Origin of the sequence: Falsiroseomonas ponticola, from assembly GCF_016805305.1 — a bacterium.
In the GTDB taxonomy this organism is placed as follows: domain Bacteria; phylum Pseudomonadota; class Alphaproteobacteria; order Acetobacterales; family Acetobacteraceae; genus Falsiroseomonas; species Falsiroseomonas ponticola.
Genome location: NZ_JAERQN010000011.1, coordinates 96,982 through 114,507, shown reverse-complemented (window position 1 = coordinate 114,507; position 17,526 = coordinate 96,982). Strand labels below are relative to the sequence as shown.

Annotated in this window: 23 protein-coding genes; 8 read left to right on the top strand and 15 right to left on the bottom strand. The window is 72.1% G+C overall.

Translation table 11 applies throughout. The features are described from left to right. Positions 1-42: 42 nt before the first annotated feature. On the bottom strand, positions 43-810 hold the full coding sequence (locus tag JJI54_RS25655; protein WP_203076260.1) for an SDR family oxidoreductase: 768 nt from the start codon (positions 808-810) through the stop codon (positions 43-45). Between the two features lie 45 nt (positions 811-855). Between JJI54_RS25655 and JJI54_RS25650 the strand changes: the two genes are divergently transcribed. Continuing rightward, positions 856-1,800 carry a 2-hydroxyacid dehydrogenase gene (locus JJI54_RS25650; RefSeq protein WP_226382112.1) on the top strand — a complete coding sequence of 315 codons (945 nt, stop codon included), beginning with the start codon at positions 856-858 and terminating at the stop codon, positions 1,798-1,800. 19 nt (positions 1,801-1,819) lie between these two features. On the opposite strand, the gene JJI54_RS25645 is transcribed toward JJI54_RS25650, so the two are convergent. Further along, positions 1,820-2,254, bottom strand: coding sequence for an OsmC family protein (locus JJI54_RS25645; RefSeq protein ID WP_203076259.1), 435 nt, complete (start codon positions 2,252-2,254; stop codon positions 1,820-1,822). A gap of 150 nt (positions 2,255-2,404) precedes the next feature. Between JJI54_RS25645 and JJI54_RS25640 the strand changes: the two genes are divergently transcribed. Further along, positions 2,405-3,079, top strand: a complete 675-nt coding sequence (locus tag JJI54_RS25640) for an RraA family protein (protein WP_203076258.1) — start codon at positions 2,405-2,407, stop codon at positions 3,077-3,079. Between the two features lie 72 nt (positions 3,080-3,151). Further along, positions 3,152-4,354 (top strand): Coenzyme F420 hydrogenase/dehydrogenase, beta subunit C-terminal domain, encoded by a 1,203-nt coding sequence (locus JJI54_RS25635; RefSeq protein ID WP_318987584.1) that lies wholly within the window; start codon positions 3,152-3,154, stop codon positions 4,352-4,354. On the opposite strand, the gene JJI54_RS25630 is transcribed toward JJI54_RS25635, so the two are convergent. Genes JJI54_RS25630 through JJI54_RS25615 form a run of 4 tightly spaced genes read right to left on the bottom strand, consistent with a single transcriptional unit; the run spans position 4,296 to position 5,935 of the window. Continuing rightward, complete coding sequence (locus JJI54_RS25630) at positions 4,296-4,658, bottom strand: hypothetical protein (protein WP_203076256.1); 363 nt, start codon at positions 4,656-4,658, stop codon at positions 4,296-4,298. The two genes, JJI54_RS25635 and JJI54_RS25630, sit on opposite strands and share 59 nt — an antisense overlap. A 60-nt stretch (positions 4,659-4,718) precedes the next feature. Beyond that, complete coding sequence (locus JJI54_RS25625) at positions 4,719-5,000, bottom strand: hypothetical protein (protein WP_203076255.1); 282 nt, start codon at positions 4,998-5,000, stop codon at positions 4,719-4,721. A 2-nt stretch (positions 5,001-5,002) separates the two neighbouring features. Continuing rightward, complete coding sequence (locus JJI54_RS25620; protein ID WP_203076254.1) at positions 5,003-5,317, bottom strand: plasmid stabilization protein; 315 nt, start codon at positions 5,315-5,317, stop codon at positions 5,003-5,005. Between the two features lie 27 nt (positions 5,318-5,344). Continuing rightward, positions 5,345-5,935: a DUF1275 family protein gene (locus JJI54_RS25615; RefSeq protein ID WP_203076253.1), complete on the bottom strand. Its 591-nt coding sequence runs from the start codon at positions 5,933-5,935 to the stop codon at positions 5,345-5,347. A 114-nt stretch (positions 5,936-6,049) separates the two neighbouring features. Here JJI54_RS25615 and JJI54_RS25610 point away from each other — a divergent pair, with 114 nt between their 5' ends. Next, positions 6,050-6,823, top strand: coding sequence for an SDR family oxidoreductase (locus tag JJI54_RS25610; RefSeq protein WP_203076252.1), 774 nt, complete (start codon positions 6,050-6,052; stop codon positions 6,821-6,823). Positions 6,824-7,087: 264 nt separating this feature from the next. Here the strand turns inward: JJI54_RS25610 and JJI54_RS25605 are convergent, their stop codons facing one another. The 7 genes from JJI54_RS25605 to JJI54_RS25575 form a co-directional block, all read right to left on the bottom strand. Next, positions 7,088-8,542, bottom strand: coding sequence for an aldo/keto reductase (locus tag JJI54_RS25605; protein ID WP_203076251.1), 1,455 nt, complete (start codon positions 8,540-8,542; stop codon positions 7,088-7,090). Positions 8,543-8,583: 41 nt separating this feature from the next. Continuing rightward, positions 8,584-8,835 carry a hypothetical protein gene (locus tag JJI54_RS25600; RefSeq protein WP_203076250.1) on the bottom strand — a complete coding sequence of 84 codons (252 nt, stop codon included), beginning with the start codon at positions 8,833-8,835 and terminating at the stop codon, positions 8,584-8,586. A gap of 105 nt (positions 8,836-8,940) precedes the next feature. Beyond that, positions 8,941-10,230 carry an ABC transporter substrate-binding protein gene (locus tag JJI54_RS25595; protein WP_203076249.1) on the bottom strand — a complete coding sequence of 430 codons (1,290 nt, stop codon included), beginning with the start codon at positions 10,228-10,230 and terminating at the stop codon, positions 8,941-8,943. Between the two features lie 51 nt (positions 10,231-10,281). Next, entirely contained in the window at positions 10,282-11,067 is a 786-nt protein-coding gene (locus tag JJI54_RS25590; RefSeq protein ID WP_203076248.1) for a sterol desaturase family protein, read from the bottom strand. Positions 11,068-11,126: 59 nt separating this feature from the next. After that, positions 11,127-11,531: a DUF4440 domain-containing protein gene (locus JJI54_RS25585; protein ID WP_203076247.1), complete on the bottom strand. Its 405-nt coding sequence runs from the start codon at positions 11,529-11,531 to the stop codon at positions 11,127-11,129. After that, a complete protein-coding gene (locus JJI54_RS25580) occupies positions 11,512-12,549 on the bottom strand; it encodes an aldo/keto reductase (protein WP_203076246.1) in 1,038 nt (345 codons plus the stop codon). Before JJI54_RS25580 ends, JJI54_RS25585 begins: the two co-directional genes overlap by 20 nt. Next, on the bottom strand, positions 12,546-12,893 hold the full coding sequence (locus tag JJI54_RS25575; protein WP_203076245.1) for a TIGR04076 family protein: 348 nt from the start codon (positions 12,891-12,893) through the stop codon (positions 12,546-12,548). Before JJI54_RS25575 ends, JJI54_RS25580 begins: the two co-directional genes overlap by 4 nt. A gap of 135 nt (positions 12,894-13,028) precedes the next feature. On the opposite strand from JJI54_RS25575, the gene JJI54_RS25570 reads away from it, so the two are divergent. Genes JJI54_RS25570 through JJI54_RS25555 form a run of 4 tightly spaced genes read left to right on the top strand, consistent with a single transcriptional unit; the run spans position 13,029 to position 16,385 of the window. Continuing rightward, a complete protein-coding gene (locus tag JJI54_RS25570) occupies positions 13,029-13,769 on the top strand; it encodes an ABC transporter ATP-binding protein (protein ID WP_226382111.1) in 741 nt (246 codons plus the stop codon). Further along, positions 13,766-14,485 (top strand): ABC transporter ATP-binding protein, encoded by a 720-nt coding sequence (locus JJI54_RS25565; protein ID WP_203076243.1) that lies wholly within the window; start codon positions 13,766-13,768, stop codon positions 14,483-14,485. The genes JJI54_RS25570 and JJI54_RS25565 overlap by 4 nt, the downstream gene beginning before the upstream one ends. A 2-nt stretch (positions 14,486-14,487) precedes the next feature. Then, positions 14,488-15,411, top strand: a complete 924-nt coding sequence (locus JJI54_RS25560) for a branched-chain amino acid ABC transporter permease (protein WP_203076242.1) — start codon at positions 14,488-14,490, stop codon at positions 15,409-15,411. Next, the gene (locus JJI54_RS25555; RefSeq protein ID WP_203076241.1) at positions 15,411-16,385 is read left to right on the top strand and encodes a branched-chain amino acid ABC transporter permease; all 975 of its coding nucleotides are present in this window, start codon (positions 15,411-15,413) and stop codon (positions 16,383-16,385) included. Before JJI54_RS25560 ends, JJI54_RS25555 begins: the two co-directional genes overlap by 1 nt. Here the strand turns inward: JJI54_RS25555 and JJI54_RS25550 are convergent. Both JJI54_RS25550 and JJI54_RS25545 read right to left on the bottom strand, forming a co-directional pair. Then, positions 16,360-16,803 (bottom strand): hypothetical protein, encoded by a 444-nt coding sequence (locus JJI54_RS25550; RefSeq protein WP_203076240.1) that lies wholly within the window; start codon positions 16,801-16,803, stop codon positions 16,360-16,362. The two genes, JJI54_RS25555 and JJI54_RS25550, sit on opposite strands and share 26 nt — an antisense overlap. After that, positions 16,803-17,489, bottom strand: coding sequence for a Sua5/YciO/YrdC/YwlC family protein (locus JJI54_RS25545; protein ID WP_203076239.1), 687 nt, complete (start codon positions 17,487-17,489; stop codon positions 16,803-16,805). Before JJI54_RS25545 ends, JJI54_RS25550 begins: the two co-directional genes overlap by 1 nt. Positions 17,490-17,526 lie beyond the last annotated feature (37 nt).

The window sequence follows — 17,526 nt, the reverse complement described above, 5'->3', positions numbered from 1 at the left end:
CTCACCCAACCCTCTCCCCCATTGGGGAGAGAGGGCTTCGGATCACACCACCGCGGTCATGCCGCCATCGACATAGAGCAGGTGGCCGTTGACGAAGTCCGAGGCGGCGGAGGAGAGGAAGATGGCGGCGCCGACCAGCTCCTCCACCTTGCCCCAGCGGCCGGCGGGCACGCGCTTGCACAGCCAATCCGTGAAGGCCGCGTCCTCCACCAGCACCTTGGTGAGTTCGGTGGCGAAGTAGCCGGGCGCGATGGCGTTCACCTGCACGCCGCCCTTGGCCCATTCGGCGCAGAGCGAGCGCGTCATGGTCCGCACCGCGCCCTTGCTGGCGGCATAGGGCGTGATGGTGGCGCGGCCGAGTTCGGACTGCACGCTCGCGATGTTCACGATCTTGCCGTGGCCGCGCTTCAGCATCCGCCGCGCGCAGGCCTGGGCCATGAAGAACACGGCCTCCACATTGACGGACTGGACCTCGCGGAAGGTCTCGGGCGTCACCTCGGTGGCGGGGAATCGGCGGTTGATGCCGGCGTTGTTGACCAGCACCTCGATGGGGCCGAGGCGCGTCTCCAGCTCCTCCACCGCCGCATCCAGCGCATGCGGGTCCGTCACGTCGAAGCCGGCCTCGGCCACGTCGATTCCCTCCGCCGCCAGGGTCCGCGCGGCCTCTCCCAGCGCCTTGGGGTCGCGGCCGTTGAGGATGATGGAGCCGCCGGCCTGGCCGAGGCCGCGGGCGAGGGCGAAGCCGATGCCGCGGCTGGAGCCCGTGATCAGAATCCGTCGCCCCTTGAGGTCGAACAACCCTTGCGCCATCGACGCCTCCTGCCCTTGATGGGGGTGACGTTGGGGGGAAATCGGATGTCGGACAAGCCGGGGTTGCTGCTGGTGGGCGAGCTGCCGGAATGGGACGTGGCGGCGCTGGAAGCCGATTTCCACGTGTTCCATTACTGGCGGGCGGCGGACAAGGCCGCGATGCTGGCGGAGGCGCGGGACAGCACCGTCGCCATCGTCACCAAGGGCGAGATCGGCGCGGATGCGGCGCTGATGGATTCGCTGCCGAGGACGAGGATCATCGCCTGCTACGGGGTCGGCGTGGATGCCATCGACCTGGAGGCGGCCCGCGCGCGCGGCATTCCCGTGACCAATACGCCGGATGTGCTGACGGAGGAGGTGGCCGATTTCGCCATCCTGCTGATGCTGGGCGCGGCGCGGCGCGTGCGGGATGGCGATGCCTGGGTGCGGAGCGGGAACTGGGCGAAGCAGGGTCCGATGGCCCTGACCACGCGGGTCTCCGGCAAGCGGTTCGGCATCGTGGGGCTCGGGCGGATCGGTTCCGCCATCGCCAGGCGGGCGGAGGGATTCGGCATGCCCGTCGCCTACAGCGCGCGGGCGCGGAAGGACGTGCCCTATGCCTGGTACCCGACCCCGGCGGCGATGGCGCCGCATGTCGATGTGCTCTGCGTGGCGGCGGCGGGCGGCGCGGCGACGCGCGGGCTGGTCGATCGCGCGGCGATCGAGGCGCTGGCCCCCGGCGTCATCTTCGTGAACGTCTCCCGCGGCACGGTGGTGGATGAGGCCGCGCTGCTGGAGGCGCTGCGCCAGGGCCGGATCGGCGCGGCGGGGCTCGACGTCTTCCTGAACGAGCCGAATATCGACCCGGAATTCCTGACCTTCCCCCATGTGCTGCTGCAGCCCCATGCGGCCAGCGGCAGCATCGAGACGCGCAAGGACATGGGCCGGCTGATGCGGGAGAATGTCGCGGCGGCGATGGCGGGAAGGCCGCTGCCCACGCGGATCGCGTGACGGCGGCCTTCCCTGCCCCTCACGCCTCGAAATGCGTCTCCAGCGTGATCTCGGCCTTCAGCAGCTTGGAGACGGGGCAGCCGGCCTTGGCTTCCTCGGCAAGCGCCTTGAAGGTGGCCTCGTCCGTGCCGGGGACTTTCGCGCGCAGCGTCAGCGCGACGCGGGTGATGCGGAAGCCCTCGCCCTCCTGCTCCATGGCGACGCGGGCGGTTGTGTCCAGGCTCTCCGCCGCCAGGCCTTCCTTGGCCAGGCGGAAGGCCAGCGCCATGGTGAAGCAGCCGGCATGGGCGGCGCCGACCAGCTCCTCCGGGTTGGTGCCGCGGCCATCGCCGAAGCGGGCGTTGAAGCCGTAGGGCGCTTCCTTCAGCACGCCGCTGGCGGAGGAGATGTGCCCGGTGCCGTCCTTGCCGCCCCCGGTCCAATGGGCGGAGGCGCTGCGGATGATGCTGGCCATGGCGATGCTCCCGTCGTGGTTCGACAGGCTTCATCGCGCGAGCGCGGCGGAAGGCGGCATGACAAGGCCGCGCGCGGCCACCCGGCCGGGGGCACCTTGCCGGGGAAAGGCGCCGCCTGTAGGCCGGGGCATCCCAGCCTGGAGATCCCCATGCCCGCCGGTTTCCGCATCCTGCCCCGCAGCCGCGCCGTCTCCCCCGCCATCGTGGAGCGCTTCAAGCCCCTGCCCGTCGCCAATGTCAGCGACAGCATGTCGCGGATCTTCGCGGGCGGGCCGCGCATCCGGCCGATGCACAAGGGCGGCGTCATGGCCGGGCCGGCCTTCACGGTGAAGACGCGGCCGGGCGACAACCTGATGGTCCACAAGGCCATCGACATCGCGAACCCCGGCGATGTGGTGGTGGTGGACGCCGGCGGCGACCTGACGAATGCCATCATCGGGGAGCTGATGCTGGCGCAGATGGTCAAGCGCGGCCTGGCCGGCATCGTCATCAACGGCGCGATCCGCGATTCGGGCGCCCTCGCCCAGCAGGATTTCCCGGTCTTCGCCGCCGGCGTCACGCATCGCGGGCCCTACAAGGACGGCCCCGGCGAGATCAACGTCGCCATCGCCATCGACGGCATGGTGATCGAGCCCGGCGACATGATCCTGGGCGACGATGACGGCTTCGTCGCCATCGGCTTCGACGATGCGGAAAAGGTGCTGGCCGCGACGGAGGCGAAGCAGGCCGCCGAGCAGAAGCAGATGGCGCAGATCGAGGCCGGCACCGTGGACCGGTCCTGGGTGGATGCCACGCTGAAGCGGCTGGGCTGCGAGGGCGTGTAGCAAGCGCTCCGCGCTTCCCCTAGCCTTCGCGACGATGGCTGGGGGAAGCGCATGCCGGGGATAGAGACACCCGTGATCGGGCCGGCCGCGCCGCGCGGCCTCTGCACGGATTGCGGCATCTCCCGCGGCCCCGACCCCAAGGCCTGCGGCCGCGCCTGCCAGTTCATCAGGCCGGACTACCCCGCGCTGGAAGCCCAGGTGCATGGCCGGGCGCGCGACCCCGCGCGGCCGGATGAGCTGCATTTCGGGCCGCATCGCCGGATGCTGCGCGCGCGGCTCGCGAAGCCCGCGCCCGGCGCGCAATGGACCGGCATCACCACGCGCATCGCCGAACGGCTGCTGGAAACCGGCGCCGTGGACGCCGTGCTGGCCATGGCGCCGGACCCCGCCGATTCCTGGAAGCCCATGCCCGTGCTGGTCACGCGGGCGGAGGACATGGCGCGCTGCCGCGGCATGCGCATGGGCTACGCGCCGCTGCTGGTGCTGCTGGCACCCGCCCGCGCGGCCGGCCACAAGCGCCTGGCGATCATCGGCATCCCCTGCCAGGTCTATGCGCTGCGGGCGCTGGAGCGCGAACTCGGCTTCGAGCGCCTCTTCGTCATCGGCACGCCGTGTTCGGACAACACGACCACCGAGAACTTCCATCGGTTCCTGGCGCTGCTGGACGAGCAGCCGGAGACCATCACCTACCTGGAATTCCGCGCCGATTTCCATGTGGAGCTGCGCTTCGCGGATGGGCGGATCCGGGAAATCCCCTTCCTCCAGCTGCCGATCAGCCAGCTGCCGGGCGACTTCTTTCCCCTCACCTGCCGCACCTGCGTGGACTACACCAATGTGCTGGCCGACATCACCGTGGGCTACATGGGCGGCCAGGGGGAACAGTGGCTGCTGGTGCGCAATGCGCGCGGCGAGGAATTGCTGGCGCTGCTGGGCGATGAGGTCGTGACCAGCACGCCCGGCAGCGCGGGCAAGCGCGATGGCGCGGTGAAGGGGTTTCTCGCGAACACCGAACGCGCGGCCGGCGGCCTGCCGCTGCGCCGCATGCCGGATTGGCTGCGCCCGATCGTCGGCTGGCTGATGCCCCGGATCGGGCCGCGCGGGCTGGAATTCGCCCGCGCCCGGGTCGAGATGAAGGCGGTGGAGACCATCATCCATCTGCGGCGGGAGGAACCGCGCCGCGTGAAATCCATGGTCCCCGCCCATGTCTGGGCGCTGGTCAGCCGCTACGGGCTGACGCCCAGGGACAGCGAGCGGCGCCCATCATCGGACGGATGATGCCCGGCGATTCCGGGGAGATGTCCGGCACCTCCATCGGGCCACCCGGCCCCGGCACCTCCGGCCCCGGGCTGGGATCGGGCACCGGGTCGCCACGGCCAGGCGCGGGGAAGCCCGGCGGGGGCTGGGGCGGCGGCGCCAGGGGCTCCGCGGGCGGCGCGGCCGGTGCGGGGCCGGGCTCCACCTGCGGCAGGCCGGGCAGCTGGGGGATCGGCGGCGGCGTCTCGTCCGGCGGGGGCGTGCCGGGCGCCAGCGGCGGCAGGCCCGGCAGTTCGGGCGGCGAGTCGGGGGCCGGGTCGGACATGGCGGGGGCGATCCTGCTGGGGTTCGTCATGCAACCCCAACGCGGAACCGCCCGCCGCGTTCAGCGCGGCCGCGCCGTGCCGTCCGGGTTCACGGGCGGCGGGATCACCGGCGTCGTCGTGCGGGGCGGCGGGCCGGGCACGCGGATCTCGGGGTCGATATTGCCGGGCGGGCGCAGCACGCCGCGGGGAATGCGCGGCTGGACCGGACCCTCGATGGTGTCGTTGCCGGTCGGACCGCCGCCGCGGGGCGGGGGCTGGGCCGGGCGCTCCACCCGGGGCGGCGCCTGGGCGGCCGCCGCCACCGGCACGGCCAGCAGCAGGGCGAGGAGAAGCGGGCGCATGGTCAGTGCCGCTTCGCCGCCGCGTTCCGGCGCCGCGTCTCCGCGCCCTTGCGGGCGGAGGCGCTGCGCTCCTCCGCCGTGCGCGCCGCCGCCGCGGCACCACCTTTCCTGCCGCCGCGCTTCGCGGAGACGTTGGTATCCGGCACGCCGCGGCCGGAGCCCGAGAGGTTGCCGCCGCCGGTCTGCTTGTTGACCGTCGCCCAGGCGCGGGCCTCGGCTTCCTCCGGCGGCACGCCGCGGGCCTCGTAGCCTTCCTCGATATGCGCGGCCATGCGCTTCTGCTTGCCGGTGTATTTCGACTTGTCGCCGCGGGGCATGGGCAGGTTCCTTCTGGCGCTGGCGCCTCAACCCCGCAGCAGGGCGGCGGTTCCGGCCAGGACCAGCAGCAGCAGCGCCACCCCCGCCAAGGCGGGCGCCGCGCCCGCGCCCATGGCGAGCGCACCCGCCAGGATGCCCGCCAGCAGCGCCAGCCAGGCCGCCGCCTGCGCCCCCGCCCCGCGCCATTCGCCCGCCGCCAGCGCCTGGGCCAGCCCGACCAGCGTGCCGGTGATGAAGGTGCCGCCCAGCTGCGCCGGGCCGGCCGCCTGCCGCGCCAGGTTCTGCATCCCCATCGCCAGCGCCAGCGGCAGCACCGCGGCGCCGGACGCCGCCACCATGGCCGCCGCCATGGCCAGCAGCGCGGCCTCCGCCGCCAGCAGCCCGGCCAGGCCGCCCGCGCGCCTTGCCCAGGCCCCCGCTACCGCGCCCGCCACGAAGGCCAGGACGGGCTGCGCGGCCTGCCAGGCCGCCACCCCATCGCCCCGCACCGCCTCCACCCCCAGCCTGGTCGTGTTGCCGCTCATGAAGGCCACGAAGACTCCCCCGAAGGCGATCCAGCCCACCGCATCCACGAAGCCCGCCACCGCCGACAGCACCAGGCCCAGCCACCACCGCATCCCACGCGCCTCCGCAGCGGGGAGGCAACGTGCCGCGCCAGGGGCCGTTGCCGGCTTGCCGCGCCCCCCCGCCCGCGCAACCCTGCCGGCCCTTCACGGGATGGGACTCCAGGCATGGATCTGCGCATCAGGGACGACCTCGCCCTCGTCGTCGGCGGCAGCGACGGCATCGGCCTCGCCACCGCCAAGGCCCTCGCGGAGGACGGCGCGCGCGTCACCATCGCCTCCCGCGACGCCACCGCCCTCGCCGAGGTCGCGGCCGCCCACGGCCTGGACCACCTGCCCTGCGACGCGACCGACGCCGCCTCCGTCGATACCCTCGTGCGGAGCTGGGAAGAGCGGCACCAGAAGCTCGACATCCTCGTCATGGCCGTCGGCGGCAGCCACCGGTCCGCCTTCGAGGCCCTGACCGACGAGCAATGGCGGCACAACTGGGAATTCAACATCCTGGCCACCGTCCGCGTCGTGCGCGGCCTGCTGCCCGCACTCCGCCGCGCCGGCGGCGCCCGCGTGGTGCTGTTCGGCGCCGCCGGCGCCCGCATGCCCTACGCCGAACAGATCGTCTCCAACGTCCACAAGGCCGGACACATCGCGCTGGTGAAGACGCTGGCCGCCGAACTCATCCCCGAAGGCATCCGCGTCAACGCCGTCTCGCCGGGCCGCACCATCACCCGCCTCTGGCGCAACCGCGCCGCCACCATGGCGAAGGCCGAAGGCACCACGCCCGAGGCCATCCTGACCCGCTTCGCCGCCGACATCCCCCTCGGCCGCTTCGGCGCCGCGGAGGAAATCGCCGACGTCGCCACCTTCCTCGCCTCGCCCCGCAGCGGCTACGTGGTCGGCCAGTCCGTCGCCGTGGACGGGGGGATCGGACGCGGGCTGCTGTGATGGCGTAGGGGCTTCTGGTGGCTCCTGGAGAGGGGCTTCTCGCCCCTCTCCAGACCTCTCCCCCGCCAGGGTCCAACGGGACCCTGGACCGCGAGGTTATTGGTCGGTGAAGGGAGGGGCACCGAACGACCGCCTGTTCGGCGCGCGCGCCATGCCCCTCCCTTCACCGACCAATCTCATGGGTTCAAAGGGCCCGCTGGCCCTTTGCGGGGAAGGGGTACGGGGAAGGGGCGGAGCCCTTTCCCCGGGCCACAAGCGCGCCCCCTACCCCACCACCGCTTCCGCTTCGATCTCCACCGCGTACGGGCCGACGAGGCGGGCGACTTCGAGCAGGGTGTTGGCGGGGCGGGCGGTGGCGAAGACGCGGCCGTGGACGCGGCCGACGCTTTCCCAGTCGTTGGCGTCGCGCAGCCAGACGCGGGTCTGGATGACGTCGTCCATGGTGCCGCCGAGGGTTTCGATGGCGGCGGCGATCTTGTCGAGGATGTAGATGGCCTGGCCGCCGGCGTCGCCGGGGCAGACGATGCTGCCGTCGGTGTGGGTGGCGGTGGTGCCGCTGACGAGGATGCGCTGCCCGACGCGCACGGCGCGGCTGTAGCCGCAGGATTCCTCCCAGATGCTGCCGCTGTCCACGCGGAGCCGCCCGGGGGCGAATTCGGTGGCGGTGTAGATCTTCGGCAGGCTGTCGAGGTGGTGGCTGAGGTCGCCGGAGGCGGTGAGGAAGGGCGGCTTGCGGTATTCGTCACCGCAATCGCCGGGGATGGGCTGGGTTTCGCCGAAGGCGTGGCGGAGGCGCGCCTGGTCGTCCTCGTCGAGGGTGAAGGAGAAGAGGCGGAGGTTGTCGGCGCGGTGTTCGGCTTCCGTCAGGCGCGCGCCGAGGATGACGGCGCCGACGGCGGGGTGTTGCAGGGACCAGCGCGTGGCGACGTTGCTGAGGGAGACGCCGTGCTTCGTCGCGATGGCGTCGGCTTCGCGCAGCAGGCGCTGGAAGGCGGGCCAGCCGCCCATGGCCCCGATGAAGCGGCGGTACTTCATCTTGGACCAGTCGGTGATGTCGGCTTCGGCCGGTTCGTCCTGGCCGAGCCAGCGTTCGGAGAGGAAGCCGCCGCCGAGCGTGCCGTAGGCCAGGATCTTCACGCCGTTGGCCAGGCAGAAGTCGGAGAGCGCGCCGGCGGCGCGGCGGTCGAGCAGCGAGAAGCTGACCTGGTTGGTGGCGATGGGGATGCCGTTCTTCACGGCGACGCGGAGGTGGTCGGTATCGAAGTTCGTGACGCCGATGTGCTTCAGCGTGCCTTCGGCGCGCATCGCCGCCATCTCCCGCAGCGCGTCGAGCCAGGCGGGGTGGCGGAAGGACCACCAGTGGAACTGCATGAGGTCCGGGATGCAGCCGAGGCGCTGGATGCTGCGGCCGACGCCCTCGCGCACCACCTCGCGCGTCATCGGCCCCGGGGTGGGCACCCATTTGGTGAAGACGGCGGCGTTGCCGCCGAGGGCGCGGAACTTGGCGAAGATTTCCTCGGCGCCGCCGTAGTGGTCGGCCATGTCGAAGCTGTCGAAGCCGGCATCGGCGTAGTCCGCCATGGCGGCGGCGGCGGCGGCGTAGTCCAGGCTGCGGCCATCGCGTTCCTGGTCCGCCACCTGCCAGAGGCCGGTGACGATGCGGCTGGCGGGCAGGCCGGGGGCGAGGAGGGTGCGGGGCGGGCGCGGGCGATGGGGCATGGTCCAGTGTCCTTCAGGGTCCGCGCGCGCCGTGGCGCCGGTCAGAGGTCGCCGAGCGCCCCGAACAGGCCGCCGATGGCCTCGATCCCCGCCTTGGCGACATCGACGGTGGCGCCGAGGACGCTGCCGGCGGCATCCACCACGGCGCCGATCGTGCCGTCCGTCGCCAGGTCCGCGGCGTGGGCCGTGGCTTCCAGCGCATCGCCGAGGGGCGCGGCGCCATGGGCCTCGGCCTGGCGCCGCGCTTCCTCCTGCTGTTCGGGGGTCAGGGCGGGGGGCGGGGTTGGGGTCACGGGGCGCTCCGCTGGCTCGGCGTGGTCAGGCTGCGCGGAGAGTGTGGCGGGGGTTGGAAAGAAGCGGTTGACGCCGGCCCCGGGCGGGGCCGGCGCGGGGGCGGTTCAGCGCGGCGGCAGTTGGCGCTGCACGGCCTGCACTTCCTCCACCGTCATCTGGCCGACGGTGGTGATCTCTCCGTTCTGGATGCGCCACTTGCGGAAGGGGCCGGTGATGTCGCCATTGGCGTCGAATTCGACGGGGCCGATGACGCCGATGTAGCGGATGGCCTGGCCGGCGCGGATCAGTTCCAGGCCGCGGGCGAAGCCTTCGGGCCCGGCATGGATTTCCGTGCCGCCGGGGGCCGTCACCTGGCGGATGGCGTCGCGGATGGCCGCGGCCTCGAACCGCCCCGCCTTGGCGATGGCCAGGCCCAGGATGGCCGCGGCATCGAAGGCGCGGTCCGCGGCCGGGGCGCCGGCGCCGAAGCCGCCGGACATGGGCGGATAGGCGCGGGCGAAGTATTCGGTGGAGGGCGTGGCGACGGTGCCGGAGGAGGTGCCGAAGGCGTTGTTCAGGAAGCGCGGGCCGACATCGCGGATGAAATCGGCGCTGTTCATGCCGTCATTCAGCAGGAAGGTGGCGGGGCCGCCCTGCTGGATCCAGGTCCGCGCGATGGTCGTGCCGTCCCCGGGATAGCTGACGAGGTAGAGGGCGGGCGGATCGCCGCGGAGCGCGTTGGTGACTTCCGGCGCGTAGCTCGCCTGGCCCTGGTTGTAGGGGGTGGTGGAGACGATGGTGCCGCCGAGCGCGACATAGGCGCGGCGGAACTCGTTCACCATGTTCACGCCGAAATCGTTGTTGACGTGGATGATGGCGAGGCGCCGCAGGCCCTGGTCGATGGCGTAGCGCGCGGCGGCCGTGCCCTGCAGCGCATCGCTGGTGATGGTGCGGAAGAACCAGCCGCGGGTCTGCCCCTCCACCGCCATGCGGGTCAGGGTGGGCGAGGAGGAGGCGGGTGAGATCTGCACCACGCCGGCCGGGCCCGTCACGGAGGTGACGATGGGAATGGAGACGGAGGAGATGATGCCGCCGATGATGGCGGGGGTGCGGCGAAGGTCCACGAGCTGCCGCGCCTGGTCCACCGCGACGCTGCCCTGGGACTGCGCGTCGCGCAGGTCGAAGCCGAGGCGGCAGCCGGCGATGCCGGTGGCGCCGGCGGCGGCATTCAGCTCATTGAAGGCGAGCTCGACGGACTTGGCCGCGGCCTGGCCGAAGCGGCCGGCGGGGCCGGTGAGCGAGACGACCATGCCGACATTGTGGGTGCAGGACGGCGCCTGCGCCGAAGCGGGCTGGGCGGCCAGCGCGGCAGCGGCGACGGCGGCGGCAAGCGCCGCGCGACGGGCAAAGGACATGATCGGTGAGCCCCCCGGGTGTATGGCTGATTGGTTACCGGAATGCCCGAGTCAGGCCGGACTTGTCCAGGCTTCGCGGCGGGTTTGCGGCACCGCGGATGGCGCCGCCGCGGCGGGCGGGGCATCGCGGTCGCGGAAGGTGCCGCAGAGCCGGTCCCAGATGTTGAAGTACTGCGCGTAGTTGCAGTCGAATCGCGAATGGTGCAGGTCGTGATGCGTCACGGCATTGGTGTAGCGCAGCAGCCAGTGGGTGCGCTGGTGGTCGGGGATGATCTCATGCCCGCAATGCCCGGCGGCATTCACCATGCTGTCGAACAGCAGGTAGGCGCCGAGCACCGCCGGGTGCATCGGCACCAGCATGACCAGCACGACGAAGATGCCGAATTGCGGGATGGTTTCCGCCACGTCGAAGGCCAGGATGGACCAGGGCGTGGGCGTGACGGAGCGGTGGTGCTGCGCATGCATCCAGCCGAAGAGACGCTTCGCGTGCATGGCGCGGTGCACCCAGTAGAACCAGGTGTCGTGCAGGATGATGGCGGCCAGGAAGCCCACCGCCGGCCACCACCAGGGCCAGGCGGACCAGTCCGGGTCCAGCGCCGTCCAGCCGGCGCGATAGGCGGCGAGCAGGCCGAGGCCGTAGAGCGCGAAGATGGCGACCGCCCGCAGCGACATCAGCACTTCCCGCCGCACCTGGCCCGGCCGGGGCGCGCGCTGCTGGATGCGGCTGGCGGGCGGGGCGATCCGCGCGACCAGGTGGAAGACGCTGGCCGGCAGCAGATAGGCGACGACCAGGATCGCGGCGAAGAGAAGGGCGTAGTCGGCGGCGGCACTGACCATGCCAGCACCGTAACCATGCCGCGCCGCCCCGGGTCAATCGCGGCGCCGTGATCGGGCGGTCAGGCCGGCGGCGTGACCCAGGTTTCCTGCACGAAGAGCCATCGCGGCGGGGTGGCGGTGGTGTCGAACAGGGCGCTCGCGCGGCGGGCGGTTTCCTGGGTGCCGAACCACTGGCGCTCCACATAATGCATCAGGGTGAGGCCGGGTGATTCGTGGACGGTCGCGATATCCTCCACCGCGATGCGGAAGCCCGGGCCGCGGACGGCGCGGGCGTTGCGGAGAAAATCCAGGATGCCGGCGCGGTCGAAGCGGGCGCCGGAGGGCAGCACCATCTGGAAGCCGGGGGCGAAGGCGGCCTCGAAGCGCGTGAAGTCGCCGGTGCCGGGGGCGCCGAGCCAGGATTCGAAGACCTGGTGCAGCGCGACGATCTCCGCCGCGCAGGCCTCATTCCTTGTTGAGGTCATACTTCATGATCCTGCCATGGGGGCCGTCGCGGTCCCGTTCCAGCGTGTAGGTATCCCCGCCCGGGCCGGGGTGCTGGGCCAGCAGCGCGTCGATCGCGGCGCGGTCCCCGGCATCCAGCGCGAAGCGGAAGACGGCGAGGTTGTCGGGCAGGTGTTCGGCGTAGCGGGCGCCGACGATGGCGCCGGCGACATGGGGCTGGTCCAGCACCCAGCGCGTGGCGACGGCGGTGATGGAGACGCCGTGCTTCCGCGCGATGCCGTCCAGCAGCCGCAGCAGCGCCTGGAAGGCGTCCCAGCCGCCGAACTCCTCGATGATCAGGCGGTATTTGACCAGGCTGCGGTTGGCCAGCGGTTCGGCCGGCGCGGGCTGGCTCAGCCAGCGGGAGGAGAGAAAGCCGCCGGCGACGGTTCCGTAGCAGAGGAAGCGGAGGCCGCTATCGGCGGCGAGGCCCGCCAGCAGCCCGGCCGGGCGGCGATCCAGCAGCGAATACTGCACCTGCATGGAGACGAGGGGCACGCCGGCCTCGATCATCGCCGCGGTGCTGGGCGTGTCGAAATTGGTGCCGCCGATGTTGTGGATCTTGCCGCGCAGCTGGAGTTCGCGGAGGTGCAGCGCGGTCTCCACCTGGCCGGGCACGGCGTAGTTCCACCAGTGGAACTGCACCAGGTCCAGCCGCTCCGCCTTCAGGCGCAGCAGCGAGCGGTCGATGATGCGCTCGACATAGTCGAAATCCACGCGCGGCAGGTCCGACCAGTCCGGGACGAATTTGGTGTGGACCTGCAGGCGGGCGCGATCCTCGGCGGGCAGGGTGGCGCGGAATTCGCCGATCATCGCCTCCACGCCCGTGTAGATGTCGGCGCAATCGAAGGTGGTGACGCCGGCGTCGAGGAAGGCGCGCATGTCGGCGATGGCGCGGGGCTGTTCGATATCCCCATGGCCGCCGGCCAGCTGCCAGCCGCCGCGCAGCAGGCGGGCGATGGAATAGCCCGGGGAAAGCTCGGTCCGTTCGACGGTCACTGGGGCGACTCCTTCATCGGCACCGCGGTGGTGTCGGCATGGCGGAAGCGGCGCTTCGCGAGGCGGGTGATGCGCAGGCGGGAGGGGCAGTTGGGGTCGGGGCAGGCGACCTCGGCATCCGTGCTCATCCAGTCCGCGGGGTGGGTCATGCGCTGCTTCGCGGCCAGCAGGGGCAGGACGGCGGCGAGGGAGTAGATCGAGAAGCCCTGGCCGGGGGGCAGGTGCAGCATCTCCCCGCGCAGCTCGAAATGGTCGCCGGGGACGGCGCCGCACCAGAGCTTCGCGCCGGGCGGCGCCACCACCTCCACCCGGAGGTCCCAGAGATCGAATCCGTCCTCGTCCATGCCGCCCTTCCCGGTTGGGGCCGATATCGGGCGAGGCGGGCCCCGGGGCAAGCGGGGCCTTGACCCGGCGGCGCCGTGACGGTTGATGCGGGACAAAGGCTGGGGGACTGCCGCGCAATGCTCGTGGCGCAAGGATTGACGAAGGGATTCGGCGGGCCGCCGGTGGTGGAGGATGTCTCCTTCACCCTGGCGCGGGGCGCCATCACGGGGCTGATCGGGCCGAATGGCGCGGGCAAGACGACGCTGTTCAACCTGCTGGCGGGCAGCCTGGCGCCCGACCGGGGCACGCTGACCCTGGACGGCACGCGGATCGAGGGGCGGCGGCCGGATGAGGTCTTCGGCCTCGGCCTGGCGCGGACCTTCCAGATCCCCCGCCCCTTCCCCGCCATGACGGTGCTGGAGAACGTCATGCTGGCGCCGCCGGGCCAGCAGGGGGAGCGGTTCTGGACGAACTGGCTGCGACCGCACGCCGTGGCGGCGGAGGAGCGGCGCGTGCGGGACCGCGCGCTGCACTGGCTGGATTTCGTCGGGCTGACGCGGCTGGCGCAGGAGCCGGCGCGGGTGCTGTCCGGCGGCCAGCGCAAGCTGCTGGAACTGGCGCGCGTGCTGGTGGCGGAGCCGCGGCTGATCCTGCTGGACGAGCCCGGCGCGGGCGTCGCGCCGCCGCTGCTGGCCACGATCATGGAGAAGATCGTGAGCCTGAACGCGCAGGGCACGAGCTTCCTGATCATCGAGCACAACATGGAACTCGTCATGTCGCTCTGCCGGCCGGTGCTGGTGCTGGCGCAGGGGAAGCTGCTGATGGAGGGGGAGCCGGAGGCGGTGCGGGCGGACCGGCGGGTGGTGGAAGCCTATCTCGGCGCGGGGATCGCATGAGCGCCGCGCTGGAATTCTCCTCCGTCGAGGGCGGCTACGAGGCCGGGCTGCCTATCCTGCGCGGGGCGTCGCTCACCGTGCAGCCCGGGGAGATCGTGGCGCTGCTGGGGCCGAACGGCGCGGGGAAATCCACGCTGGTGAAGGCCGCGGCGGGGCTGGTGCCGATCTGGTCGGGCAGCGTGATGCTGAACGGGCGGGACATCACCCGCGTGCCCGCGCACCGCATGGTGCGGGAGGGGCTGGGCTTCGTGCCCCAGACGGAAAACGTCTTCGCCAACCTCTCCGTGCTGGAGAATCTTCAACTGGCGGCGGCGCTGGTGCCGAAGGAGAGGCGCGGATCGCTGGATGCCATGTTCGCGCTGTTCCCGGATCTGGCGCGGCAGCGCGGGCTGCCGGCGGGGCGGCTTTCCGGCGGGCAGCGGCAGATGGTGGCGGTGGCCCGCGCGCTCGTCGCCTCCCCCACCGTGCTGATGCTGGACGAGCCCTCGGCGGGCTTGTCGCCGCTGCTGGTGGGCGTGGTGTTCGAGAGACTGAAGGCGGTGCGGGATACCGGCGTGACCATCCTGCTGGTGGAGCAGAATGTGAAGGCCGCGCTGGCCATCGCGGACTGCGCGGCGGTGCTGGTGGAAGGGCGAGAGAGGCTGGTGGGGCCGGCCTCCGAGCTGGCGGATGACGGGCGCCTGGCGGGGCTCTATCTCGGCGGCGGGGTGCACTGAGGATGCTGCAACTCATCGCCGATGGGCTCGTCGTGGGCTCCGTCATCTCGCTCGGCGCCGTCGGGCTGACGCTGACCTATTCCATCCTGCGCTTCGCCAATTTCGGGCAGGGCGAATTCCTGACCTGGGGCGCCTACCTCGCGGTATCGGCGCTGTCGCTGACGCTGGCCGTGACGGGGGGCGGTGTGATGACGCCGATCGAGCCCTTCTCCTTCGGCTGGCAGCTGCCCGTCGCGATGGTGGCCTCCGCCGCGTTGACGGCGGCGCTGGCGCTGGTGCTGGACTGGGCGCTCTTCGCCAGGCTGCGGCGGCATGGCAGCGCCATCACGCTGGTGATCGCGAGCTTCGGCGCCGCGCTGGCGCTCAGGAACCTGCTGCAGTTCCTCTACGGCACGCTGCCGGAATACTACACGCGGGAGATCCAGATCGCGGTGCGGCTGGTGCCGCGGGATGTGATGGGCGGGCTGCGCATCACGCCGGACCAGATGCTGGTGCTGGGCGTGACGGCGGCGGCGGTGATCGGGCTGCATGTGCTGCTGACAAGGACGACGCTCGGCCGCGCCATGCGCGCCACGGCGCAGAACCCGGCGCTGGCCCGCGTGGCGGGGGTGGATGTGGAAGGCGTGGTGCGCGCGACCTGGGTGATCGGCGCGGGGCTGGCGGCGGTGGCGGGCGTGATGGCGGGGCTGGTCGGGCAGATACGCCCCGGGCTCGGCTTCGAATTGCTGCTGCCGCTGTTTGCCGCGGCCATCCTGGGCGGCATCGGCAGCGTCTGGGGGGCCGTCGCGGGGGGCCTCATCGTGGGGCTGGCGGAGAGCTTCTCGGTCCCGCTCTTCGGCGCGGAATACCGGCTGGCGACGGCCTTCCTGGTGCTGATCGCGATCCTGCTGCTGCGGCCGCGCGGGCTGTTCGGGGAGAAGGCGTGATGGATGCGTGGTCGCTGCTCTCCTACCTCGCCTTCTTCAGCGTCTTCGCGGGCATCTTCGCCGTCATGGCGCTGGGGCTGAACCTGCAATGGGGGTTCACGGGGCTGTTCAATGTGGGCGTCGCGGGCTTCGTCGCGATCGGGGCCTATACCTCCGCCCTGCTGACGGGCGCACCCGATGCCGAGCGCTTCGGCGGCTTCGGGCTGCCGGTGCTGGTGGGGTGGCTGGGCGCGATGGGGCTGGCGGGGATCGCGGCCTTCATCGTCGGCGTCGCCGCGCTGCGGCTGCGGGAGGACTACCTGGCGATCACCACCTTCGGCATCGCGGTGACGATCCAGTTGGTGGCGCTGAACGCGACGGCGCTGACGGGCGGGCCCTTCGGCATCCAGTCCATCCCGAAGCCGCTGGCGGGGTGGCTCGGCACCGGGCTGGCCTGGAACCTGGCCTACCTGGCGATCGTGCTGGCGGTGCTGGGGATCGTCTGGTGGGGGCTGGAGCGGCTGGTGGCGAGCCCCTGGGGACGCGTGCTGCGTTCGATCCGGGAGGATGAGGCGGCGGCGGCCTCGCTCGGCAAGCGCGCGGCGGCCTTCCGGCTGCAGAGCTTCGTCATGGGCTGCATGGTCATGGGCCTCGGCGGCGCGCTCTACGCGCATTTCGTCGGCTACATCGCGCCGGAGGATTTCCTCCCGATCCTCACCTTCCAGATCTGGGCGATGCTGATCGTGGGGGGCTCCGGCAACAATGCCGGCGCGGTGCTGGGCGCCGTGCTGGTCTGGGCGATCTGGACCGTCAGCGGCGGCGCGCTGCGGGAGGTTCTGCCGGCGGCGGAGCAGGCGCGGGGCGCGGCGCTGCAGGTGGTGCTGATCGGCGTGCTGATCGCCGTCATCCTGGTGGTGCGGCCGCGCGGCTTGCTCGGCGAACGCGCGACGGTGTCGCGCCACGCGGGCGTCAGCCCGCCGCCTTCAGCGCCCTGAGCGGCAGGCCGGGCGAGAGCGCGGCCAGGTCGTTCACCAGCATCACGGCGGCGGGGCCTTCCTGCTCCGGCACCGCCGCCGCCATGGCGGCGAGCCAGACGACGCGGCCGGGCACGGTGGCGGCGAAGGGGATGGGCGCGGGCTCGTTCATCAGCGCTTCCTCCCGCGCCAGGATCGCGCGGTCATCGCGGCTGCCGGCGATCTCGGCGCGGGCGATGGCGGCCAGGGCGAGGATTTCCGCGCGCGCCGGGCCTTCGGGCAGCGCTTCCTCCAGCGCATCGAGGCAGGCGTGCAGGAAGGCGCGCAGCGCCGCATCGGGGTCGCGCGCCGCCACCGCCGCCACCGCATCCAGCAGCGCCAGCGGATCGGCGCCGAGGAAGGCCAGGCGCTGCGCGGTGGCGGAAAGCCAGGCGCGCATCAGCCCAGCGTCGGGTCGTTCAGCGTGATGCCGAATTGCCGCGCGAGGATATCGGCGATGACGTCGAAGCAGGACCCCTTCCGGGTGGCCGTGACCGTCCGGATGTCGATCAGGGTCGAGGATTGCCGGTAGAAGTGCCATTTCCGCAGGCCGTAATCGATGACGACATCGGCGATGGCCAGCACCTCCGGCTCGATATCCTCCACCCGGAACTTGGTGCCGGACAGGCTGAGATTGGCGGAGGAGCCGAAGAGCGGCACGCCGTGGCGGAGCGAGAGGCGGCCGATCGCTTCCTCGAAGGCGCCGGCGTTCAGCAGCATCAGCACCGTGCCGTCCTTGGTGCTGCGGGCCAGCATCTCCGGCGACAGCGCCTGCAGCAGCGGATGGTCCATGCGGCCGGGGGCGATGAGGCCGAGCGGCAGGCCGTGATCCTGCACGATGGCATCCACGATGGCGCGGCTCCGCGTGTCCAGCAGATGGATCTCCCGGTGGATCGCCTGGTCGCCGACCATGGCGTTGAGCTTGGAGGGCGCGCGGCGCTTGGTGTCGAAGATGCGCTTCAGCGCGGCCTCCCCGCTGCCGATCAGGGAATAGCCGACATCCATGGGCAGGATGGCGATGCCGCCCCGGCGGATGGCGTCGAAGGCGCGGCGGGCATCGGCCTCGATATCGAGCTGGCGGTCCATGGCGGTCCCTCTTCCGTTGGGGGCAGGCTGCCACGGG

Excerpts from the sequence above, each read along its gene's own strand:
- JJI54_RS25655 (WP_203076260.1), bottom strand. The coding sequence starts at position 810 with ATGGCGCAAGGGTTGTTCGACCTCAAGGGGCGACGGATTCTGATCACG.
- JJI54_RS25650 (WP_226382112.1), top strand. The coding sequence starts at position 856 with ATGTCGGACAAGCCGGGGTTGCTGCTGGTGGGCGAGCTGCCGGAATGG.
- JJI54_RS25645 (WP_203076259.1), bottom strand. The coding sequence starts at position 2,254 with ATGGCCAGCATCATCCGCAGCGCCTCCGCCCATTGGACCGGGGGCGGC.
- JJI54_RS25640 (WP_203076258.1), top strand. The coding sequence starts at position 2,405 with ATGCCCGCCGGTTTCCGCATCCTGCCCCGCAGCCGCGCCGTCTCCCCC.
- JJI54_RS25630 (WP_203076256.1), bottom strand. The coding sequence starts at position 4,658 with ATGTCCGACCCGGCCCCCGACTCGCCGCCCGAACTGCCGGGCCTGCCG.
- JJI54_RS25625 (WP_203076255.1), bottom strand. The coding sequence starts at position 5,000 with ATGCGCCCGCTTCTCCTCGCCCTGCTGCTGGCCGTGCCGGTGGCGGCG.
- JJI54_RS25620 (WP_203076254.1), bottom strand. The coding sequence starts at position 5,317 with ATGCCCCGCGGCGACAAGTCGAAATACACCGGCAAGCAGAAGCGCATG.
- JJI54_RS25615 (WP_203076253.1), bottom strand. The coding sequence starts at position 5,935 with ATGCGGTGGTGGCTGGGCCTGGTGCTGTCGGCGGTGGCGGGCTTCGTG.
- JJI54_RS25610 (WP_203076252.1), top strand. The coding sequence starts at position 6,050 with ATGGATCTGCGCATCAGGGACGACCTCGCCCTCGTCGTCGGCGGCAGC.
- JJI54_RS25605 (WP_203076251.1), bottom strand. The coding sequence starts at position 8,542 with ATGCCCCATCGCCCGCGCCCGCCCCGCACCCTCCTCGCCCCCGGCCTG.
- JJI54_RS25595 (WP_203076249.1), bottom strand. The coding sequence starts at position 10,230 with ATGTCCTTTGCCCGTCGCGCGGCGCTTGCCGCCGCCGTCGCCGCTGCC.
- JJI54_RS25590 (WP_203076248.1), bottom strand. The coding sequence starts at position 11,067 with ATGGTCAGTGCCGCCGCCGACTACGCCCTTCTCTTCGCCGCGATCCTG.
- JJI54_RS25585 (WP_203076247.1), bottom strand. The coding sequence starts at position 11,531 with ATGACCTCAACAAGGAATGAGGCCTGCGCGGCGGAGATCGTCGCGCTG.
- JJI54_RS25575 (WP_203076245.1), bottom strand. The coding sequence starts at position 12,893 with ATGGACGAGGACGGATTCGATCTCTGGGACCTCCGGGTGGAGGTGGTG.
- JJI54_RS25565 (WP_203076243.1), top strand. The coding sequence starts at position 13,766 with ATGAGCGCCGCGCTGGAATTCTCCTCCGTCGAGGGCGGCTACGAGGCC.
- JJI54_RS25560 (WP_203076242.1), top strand. The coding sequence starts at position 14,488 with ATGCTGCAACTCATCGCCGATGGGCTCGTCGTGGGCTCCGTCATCTCG.
- JJI54_RS25555 (WP_203076241.1), top strand. The coding sequence starts at position 15,411 with ATGGATGCGTGGTCGCTGCTCTCCTACCTCGCCTTCTTCAGCGTCTTC.
- JJI54_RS25550 (WP_203076240.1), bottom strand. The coding sequence starts at position 16,803 with ATGCGCGCCTGGCTTTCCGCCACCGCGCAGCGCCTGGCCTTCCTCGGC.
- JJI54_RS25545 (WP_203076239.1), bottom strand. The coding sequence starts at position 17,489 with ATGGACCGCCAGCTCGATATCGAGGCCGATGCCCGCCGCGCCTTCGAC.